This is a genomic window from Streptomyces sp. SID5785 (genome assembly GCF_009870065.1).
GTDB lineage: Bacteria > Actinomycetota > Actinomycetes > Streptomycetales > Streptomycetaceae > Streptomyces.
Map to the genome: position 1 here is coordinate 1 of NZ_WWIA01000289.1, position 7,366 is coordinate 7,366.

Consider the following 7,366-nt stretch of genomic DNA (forward strand, 5'->3'; position numbering starts at 1 on the left):
CTCGGTTACGAGCGCCCCACCCAACTGCGCGGCGAACGGGCCCGCCTGGTCGGCCTCGTCATACCCGAGCTGCAGAACCCGATCTTCCCCGCCTTCGCCGAGGTGATCGGCGGCGCGCTCGCCCAGCGCGGGCTCACCCCGGTGCTCTGCACCCAGACCCGGGGCGGCGTCGCCGAGTCGGACTACGTCGAACTCCTGCTCCAGCAGCAGGTGTCCGGAGTCGTCTTCGCCGGCGGGCTCTTCGCCCAGGCCGACGCCCCGCACGAGCACTACCACCGGCTCGCCGACCGCAAGATCCCGGTCGTGCTGGTCAACGCGATGATCGACGGCCTCGACTTCCCGTGCGTCGCCTGCGACGACACCGTCGCCGTCGAGCAGGCCTGGCGGCACCTCGCCTCGCTCGGCCACCGGCGCATCGGGCTCGTGCTGGGCCCGCGCGACCACGCCCCCTCACGCCGCAAGCTGGCCGCCGCCGGGGTCGTCGCCCGCTCGCTCGGCACCGATCCCGCCGACATCCGCGTCGAGCGGTCGATCTTCTCCCTGGAGGGCGGCCAGGCCGCGGCCGGCCGGCTCCTCGACCACGGCGTCACCGGCATCGTGTGCGCCAGCGACCCGCTCGCCCTGGGCGCGATCAGGGCCGCCCGCCGCCGCGGCCTCTCGGTCCCCCGCGACCTGTCGGTGGTCGGCTTCGACGACTCGTCGTTCATGACCTGCACCGAGCCCCCGCTCTCCACGGTGCGCCAGCCGATCGAGGCGATGGGCCGCGCCGCGGTGGACCTGCTGTGCGCCCAGATCCAGGGCGGCCGCCGGCACCCGGGCGAGCTGCTCTTCGAGCCCGAGCTGGTGGTGCGGGGCTCCACCGCCCCGCCGGCCCGCGCCTGACCGACTTGCTGCGCAACGGGTGCCCCACGCCGGTCCGGCGCCGATACTGGCGAGGCCACTCCCGTTCCCTTCGGAGGTACCCGTGCGCATGCTCATCAACGTCCCCGAGACCGTCGTCGCCGACGCGCTGCGCGGCATGGCGGCCGCCCATCCCGAGCTGACCGTGGACGTCGAGAACCGGGTGATCGTGCGGGGCGACGCGCCCGTGGCCGGGAAGGTCGCCCTGGTGTCGGGCGGCGGCTCCGGGCACGAGCCGCTGCACGGCGGGTTCGTCGGGCCCGGGATGCTCACGGCGGCCTGCCCCGGCGAGGTGTTCACCTCCCCCGTCCCCGACCAGATGGTGCGGGCGGCCGCCGCCGTGGACAGCGGCGCGGGCGTGCTGTTCATCGTGAAGAACTACACCGGCGACGTGCTCAACTTCGACATGGCGGCCGAACTCGCCGAGGACGAGGGCATCCAGGTGGCCAAGGTGCTGGTCGACGACGACGTCGCGGTGACCGACAGCCTGTACACGGCCGGCCGCCGCGGCACCGGCGCCACCCTCTTCGTCGAGAAGATCGCGGGCGCGGCGGCCGAGGAGGGGCAGCCGCTGGAGCGGGTCGAGGCGCTGGCCCGCCGGGTCAACGCCTCGGCGCGCAGCTTCGGCGTCGCGCTGAGCGCCTGCAGCACACCCGCCAAGGGCTCGCCGACCTTCGACCTGCCGCCCGGGGAGCTGGAGTTGGGCGTCGGCATCCACGGCGAGCCCGGCCGCGAGCGGCGGGCCATGATGACGTCCGGGGAGATCGCCGACTTCGCCGTGAACGCGGTCCTGGAGGACCTGAACCCGTCGAACCCGGTGCTCGCGCTGGTGAACGGGATGGGCGCGACCCCGCTGCTCGAGCTGTACGGGTTCAACGCCGAGGTGCAGCGCGTGCTGACGGAGCGCGGCGTCGCGGTGGCCCGCACACTCGTCGGGAACTACGTCACGTCGCTCGACATGGCCGGTGCCTCCGTCACCCTGTGCGAGGTGGACGAGGAGCTGCTGCGGCTGTGGGACGCGCCGGTGGAGACGGCGGGGCTGCGCTGGGGCCGCTGAGGGGCACCCTGGATCCCGTACGCACCTCTCACCGAAGGAGACCACGTGCTCGACGCCGACTTCTTCCGGCGCTGGATGACCGCGACCGGAGCGGCCGTGGACCGCGAGGCGGACCGCCTCACCGCGCTCGACTCACCGATCGGCGACGCGGACCACGGCAGCAATCTGCGGCGCGGTTTCACCGCCGTGCGGACCGTCCTCGACAAGGAGGCGCCGGACACCCCGGGGGCCGTGCTCACGCTCTGCGGGCGGCAGTTGATCTCGACCGTGGGCGGCGCGTCGGGGCCGCTGTACGGGACGCTGCTGCGCCGCACCGGCAAGGCGCTCGGGGACGCCGCGGAGGTGACCGAGGCCGAGCTGGCCGCGGCCCTGCGCACGGGCGTGGACGCGGTCGCGGCGCTCGGCGGCGCGGCGCCGGGCGACAAGACGATGCTCGACGCGCTCGTCCCCGCGGTCGACGCCCTGGCCGACGGCGGCTTCGCGGCGGCCCGCACCGCGGCGGAGCACGGCGCCGAGGCGACGACACCCCTGCAGGCGCGCAAGGGGCGGGCCAGCTATCTCGGCGAGCGCAGCATCGGACACCAGGACCCGGGGGCCACGTCGTCGGCGCTGCTCATCGGCGCGCTGGCCGAGGCCGCCGAGGGGGCCGCGTGAGCGCCGCTCCCGGCGCGGCGGTCGGGGTCGTCCTGGTGTCGCACAGCAAGGAGGTCGCGGCGTCGGTGGCGCAGCTCGCCCAGGGCCTGGCAGGCGGCGGGACGGCCCCGGTGGCCGCGGCGGGCGGTACCCCGGACGGCGGTCTCGGGACGAGCGCGGAGCTGATCTCGGCGGCGGCCGCCGAGGTGGACCGGGGCGCGGGCGTCGCCGTCCTGGTCGATCTCGGCAGCGCCGTGCTCACGGTGAAAGCGCTGCTCGCCGAGGGGGACGAACTCCCGGACGGCACCCGTCTGGTGGACGCCCCGTTCGTCGAGGGCGCGGTCGCCGCCGTGGTCTCGGCGGCGGCGGGCGCGGACCTGGACGCGGTGGTCGCGGCGGCCTCGGAGGCGTACGCGTACCGCAAGGAGTGAGGCTCAGCGCGCGGCGGACCGCACGAGCGTGCGGGCCGCCGCGCGGCCCGCGGTGACGGCGGCCCGGTGGCTCTCCAGCGGCTCGGCCGTGGTCCCGGGGAACAGGATGTAGGTCACCTCCGAGCGGGCGACGCCGCCGCCGATCGGGTCGGGGCTCACGCCGAGGGCGCGGGCGGCCGCGTAGGAGGCCTCGCCGATCAGCTCGGTGGGCCCGGTGTCGCCGACGACGGCGTACACCACGCGGCCGCGGTGGACCAGGGCGGCGACGGTGCCGGCGCGGATGCCGGAGCGGGCGGGCGACCAGATGTCGCTGCTGCCGGGCACGACGATGTAGGGCAGTTGCTCGGCGCTCAACTGCCGCCCGTCGGACTGCTGGAAGGCGGTCGTGTCGGCGAACATCGGATCCGTCTCGGCGTTGCAGCGGCGCCCGGGGCGGCCGTCGCAGTCCACGTCGAGGTCGGACTTCCAGTGCACGACACCGCGGCCGCCGCACACGGTGATGTCGGCCTCCGTCTCGTCGTCGCTGCGGTAACGGCCGTCCGAGATCGGCCGGCAGCCGCGTACCGCGTCGAGCAGTTCGGCGGCGCGCACCTCGCCGTCCGTGCGCGCGGTGGGCGGTCCGGCGGCGCGCACGGGCACCCGGACGGAGGGTTCGCGCTCCGGTACGTCGGGCGGGGCGGCGGAGGCGGAGAGGGACGCGGGGACGAGGAAGACGGCACCGCACGCGGCGGCGAGCGGCAGAAGTCGTGGGCGCACGGACGCGGACCTTCGGTCGGGGACGGCCGGCCCCGGGGTACGGACCGGCGGACACATCACACCAATCTGGGCGAACCGCCCGGACGCGTCCACCGCACGGGGGCCGGACGGGGCGAGGCGGGACGGGACGGGGCCGGACGGGGGCTTGATGAGGACCCGTCAGCCATGCCATACAGGTCTGAACCAATCTCGTTCCTGTCGATCGAGCGGAAGGCACCCCGTGCGACGCGTCCCCCCGTGCACGACGCTCTCCCGGACGACGCTGCCGCGGGCGGCCGGCGTCCTCGCCCTGGTCGCCGCCCTCACGTCCTGCGGTCTGTTCACGGACGACGAGGCCGCGGGCCCCGCCCTGACCGAACCGGTCGGCGTCACCGCGCAGGCCGGCAGCGCCACCTCCGTGCACGTCATGTGGAACCGGCCGGTGAGCACCACGGAGGTCACGCAGTACGAGGTGTACCGGGGCGCCGACCGGGTGCGCCGGCTGTCCGCGACACAGCACATGATCGACGTCACGGGGCTGCGCCCGCGCACCCGTTACGTGTTCACGGTGCGGGCCCGCGGTGCGGACGGCGCGCTGGGCCCCGCGAGCCGCCGGGTCACCGTCACCACTCCGGCCGCGGTCGCCGAGGACCGCGCGGCGCCGTCCCGCCCGTCCGGGCTGCGGGGCAGTGTCTCCGGCACCGGGGCCGTCTCGCTGACGTGGCGGGCCGCGCACGACGACCGGGGCGTCGTCTCGTACGACGTCTACCAGGGCACGACGAAGATCCACAGTGTGGGCGGGAAGGAGACCCGGGCGGTGGTCACGGGGCTGCGTCCGGGCACCGCCTACGCGTTCAGCGTGCGGGCCCGCGACGCGGCGGACAACACGTCGTCCCCGAGCACGACGGTCCGGCTGACGACCGCGCGCGGCAAGGACGGCGGCACGGGTGCGGACGCCACCGCGCCGGGCGACTTCCGCGCCCGCTCCCGCACCTCCGACGGGGCCCACTACATCGACCTGAGCTGGACCCCGCCGCACACCGGCGGCGAGGTCCCGGCCTACCAGGTCTTCGTGGACGGGGCCCAGGCCACCACCGTGATGTGGGGCGCGGACACGCCCGACGCGGCGAAGTACAGCTTCTACATCGGCAAGGAGGCCGGGGAGCGGCACCGGGTGAAGATCCGGGCGCAGCTGCCCGACGGCACGTGGGGCGCGTTCTCCCCGGAGCGCACGGTGACCACGGGCGGCTGAACGCCCGTGGGCCGGACGACGGAACGCGTCACCTGCCCGGATGCCGCCCGCATGCGCCGCGCCCCGTCCGCGGTTTGGCTGGGCGTCAGGCGGCGCGGGCACTTGCCGACTCGGGCGGGGCATCGGACGTACCGCCTCCCGCGGGCGCCGGAGAGCAGGCAGTCATGCGTACCACCTCGATACTCGCTCGCTCGGGACTGACCGTCGCGGCCGCGGCGGCGCTGCCGCTGGCGTTCGCCGCGCCGGCCGCGCACGCGGGCGGCGGGATCGACGTGAGTTCCAGCGGCTCCACGGTCACGGCCCGCACCACGGCCTGCCCGAACGGGGGCAACGGCTCGCTGATGTCGGCGGGTCAGGCGAACTTCGCGCAGGGGCGTCAACAGGCGCTCAGCGCGGGGTCCGCGACCTGGCAGAACGTCAGCGCCGGGACGTACACCGTCGCGATCGTGTGCGCGGACGGCTCGACGGCCGGCACCCGCTCGGTGACGGTGGCGTCCGGCGCGACCATCTCGGCGACGTCCAGCCCGCTCGGCGGCGTCCGCGGCGGTCTGGGCGGAGCGGTGCAGGACTACGGCACGCTCACCCTCGCGGCGGGCGGCGCGCTCGTGGCGGCGGGTCTGGCGGGCGGCGCCTGGTATCTGCGCCGCCGGGGCACGGGACAGCGCACGTAGTCCCCGCGCCCTCGCGCCTTGCGCCGGAGGGGCCGCCGCCCGTCGTGGGCGGCGGCCCCTCCGGCCGCGGTGGCACTCCCTACGGGGTGTCGTCCTGGCCGGGCAGGCCGAGTCGCCGCAGCGTGTCCTCGAGCCAGCCCACCCAGAACGTCTCCAGGTCGATACCGGCCCGCAGCACCGCGTGCCGCAGCCGGTCCGGGGTCGCGTCCTTGCCGGGCGGGAAGTCGCGCTCCTCGATCTCCCGGTAGTTCGCCAGGTTCTCCCGGTGCAGGGCGAGATGACGGTGCAGGTCCTCGGCGACCCCGTCGGTGCCGACCACCGCGGCCGAGCGCAGCCGCAGCAGCAGCGGGTCCCGCAGGGGGCGCGGGTCCTGCGGGGCCGCGGTCCAGCGGGCCAGCTCCGACCGCCCGCGCGGCAGCACCTCGTACTGCTTCTTCTGTCCGCGGGCCGGGCCCTGCGCGGGCAGCGCTCTGATCAGCCCGTCCCGCTCCAGCTTTCCCAGCTCGCGGTAGATCTGCTGGTGCGTCGCCGACCAGAAGTAGCCGATGGACCGGTCGAACCTGCGGGTCAGTTCGAGGCCCGACGACGGCTTCTCCAGGAGGGCCGTGAGGATCGCGTGCGGGAGTGACATGGCGTAAGGGTAGGTGAGGGTTCCCAGGTCGAAGGGTGGTCACGCGGCCGGCGGGCCCGGCCGCGTGACCACCCGGCGGTGGGCCGCGGTCAGAGGGCCGCGGCGGTCTCGGTGCCCTGCTTGATGGCGCGCTTCGCGTCCAGCTCGGCGGCGACGTCGGCCCCGCCGATCAGGTGCGGGGTACGGCCCGCGGCGACGAGGTCGTCGTACAGCGAGCGGTGCGGCTCCTGGCCCGCGCACAGCACGACCGTGTCCACGGGCAGGAGCTGCTGCTCGCCGCCGACGGTGAGGTGCAGTCCGGCGTCGTCGATCCGGTCGTACGTGGCGCCCGCGACCATCGTGACGCCGCGGTGGCGCAGTTCGGTGCGGTGGATCCAGCCGGTGGTCTTGCCGAGTCCGGCGCCGACCTTGGAGGTCTTGCGCTGGACGAGGTGGACCTCGCGCGGCGGCGCGGGCCGCGCGGGCGCCGTGAGGCCACCGCGGTCGGTGTAGTCCATGTCGACGCCCCACAGGCGGAAGTACGTGGCGGGGTCCTGGCTCGCCTTCTCGCCGCCGTCGGTGAGGTACTCGGCGACGTCGAAGCCGATGCCGCCCGCGCCGATCACGGCGACCCGGTCGCCGACGGGCGCGCCGTCGCGGAGCACGTCGAGGTAGGAGACGACGCTCGGGTGGTCGACGCCGTCGATGGCCGGGGTGCGCGGGCTGACGCCGGTGGCGACGACGACCTCGTCGTACCCGGTGAGGGCGTCGGCGGCGACGCGGGTGTTCAACTCGACGGTGACGCCGTGCAGTTCGAGCTGCGTGCGGTAGTAGCGCAGCGTCTCGTCGAACTCCTCCTTGCCGGGGATCCTGCGGGCGACGTTCAGCTGGCCGCCGATCTCGTCCGCCGCGTCGAAGAGGGTGACGGCGTGGCCGCGCTCGGCGGCGGAGACGGCGCAGGCGAGTCCGGCGGGCCCGGCGCCGACCACGGCGACGGTCTTGCGCAGCCGGGTCGGCGCGAGGACCAGCTCGGTCTCGTGGCAGGCGCGGGGGTTGACCAGGCAGGAGGTGATCTTG

9 protein-coding genes are annotated in these 7,366 nt (G+C 75.3%); 6 read left to right on the forward strand and 3 right to left on the reverse strand.

Annotation, left to right across the window (positions count from 1 at the left end; all coding sequences use genetic code 11):
• The 4 genes from GTW43_RS08970 to dhaM all read left to right on the forward strand — a co-directional run.
• A partial coding sequence (locus GTW43_RS08970) for a substrate-binding domain-containing protein (RefSeq protein WP_161301092.1) occupies window positions 1–882 on the forward strand: 882 nt, incomplete at its 5' end.
• A gap of 82 nt (window positions 883–964) precedes the next feature.
• Window positions 965–1,957, forward strand: a complete 993-nt coding sequence (gene dhaK / locus GTW43_RS08975; RefSeq protein WP_161301093.1) for a dihydroxyacetone kinase subunit DhaK — start codon at window positions 965–967, stop codon at window positions 1,955–1,957.
• Window positions 1,958–2,002: 45 nt separating this feature from the next.
• The gene (gene dhaL, locus GTW43_RS08980) at window positions 2,003–2,611 is read left to right on the forward strand and encodes a dihydroxyacetone kinase subunit DhaL (protein WP_161301094.1); all 609 of its coding nucleotides are present in this window, start codon (window positions 2,003–2,005) and stop codon (window positions 2,609–2,611) included.
• Complete coding sequence (gene dhaM / locus GTW43_RS08985) at window positions 2,608–3,021, forward strand: dihydroxyacetone kinase phosphoryl donor subunit DhaM (protein WP_161301095.1); 414 nt, start codon at window positions 2,608–2,610, stop codon at window positions 3,019–3,021. Before dhaL ends, dhaM begins: the two co-directional genes overlap by 4 nt.
• A 3-nt stretch (window positions 3,022–3,024) precedes the next feature.
• Here the strand turns inward: dhaM and GTW43_RS08990 are convergent, their stop codons facing one another.
• Complete coding sequence (locus GTW43_RS08990) at window positions 3,025–3,777, reverse strand: glycoside hydrolase family 75 protein (protein WP_343245942.1); 753 nt, start codon at window positions 3,775–3,777, stop codon at window positions 3,025–3,027.
• A 316-nt stretch (window positions 3,778–4,093) separates the two neighbouring features.
• Here GTW43_RS08990 and GTW43_RS08995 point away from each other — a divergent pair, with 316 nt between their 5' ends.
• Both GTW43_RS08995 and GTW43_RS09000 read left to right on the forward strand, forming a co-directional pair.
• On the forward strand, window positions 4,094–5,008 hold the full coding sequence (locus tag GTW43_RS08995) for a fibronectin type III domain-containing protein (RefSeq protein WP_237536493.1): 915 nt from the start codon (window positions 4,094–4,096) through the stop codon (window positions 5,006–5,008).
• Between the two features lie 164 nt (window positions 5,009–5,172).
• Window positions 5,173–5,679, forward strand: a complete 507-nt coding sequence (locus tag GTW43_RS09000; RefSeq protein ID WP_161301098.1) for a hypothetical protein — start codon at window positions 5,173–5,175, stop codon at window positions 5,677–5,679.
• 79 nt (window positions 5,680–5,758) lie between these two features.
• On the opposite strand, the gene GTW43_RS09005 is transcribed toward GTW43_RS09000, so the two are convergent.
• Both GTW43_RS09005 and GTW43_RS09010 read right to left on the reverse strand, forming a co-directional pair.
• Window positions 5,759–6,310 (reverse strand): PadR family transcriptional regulator, encoded by a 552-nt coding sequence (locus GTW43_RS09005; RefSeq protein WP_161301099.1) that lies wholly within the window; start codon window positions 6,308–6,310, stop codon window positions 5,759–5,761.
• 89 nt (window positions 6,311–6,399) lie between these two features.
• Window positions 6,400–7,366 (reverse strand): FAD/NAD(P)-binding oxidoreductase (locus tag GTW43_RS09010; protein WP_161301100.1); only part of this gene is annotated, 967 nt, incomplete at its 5' end.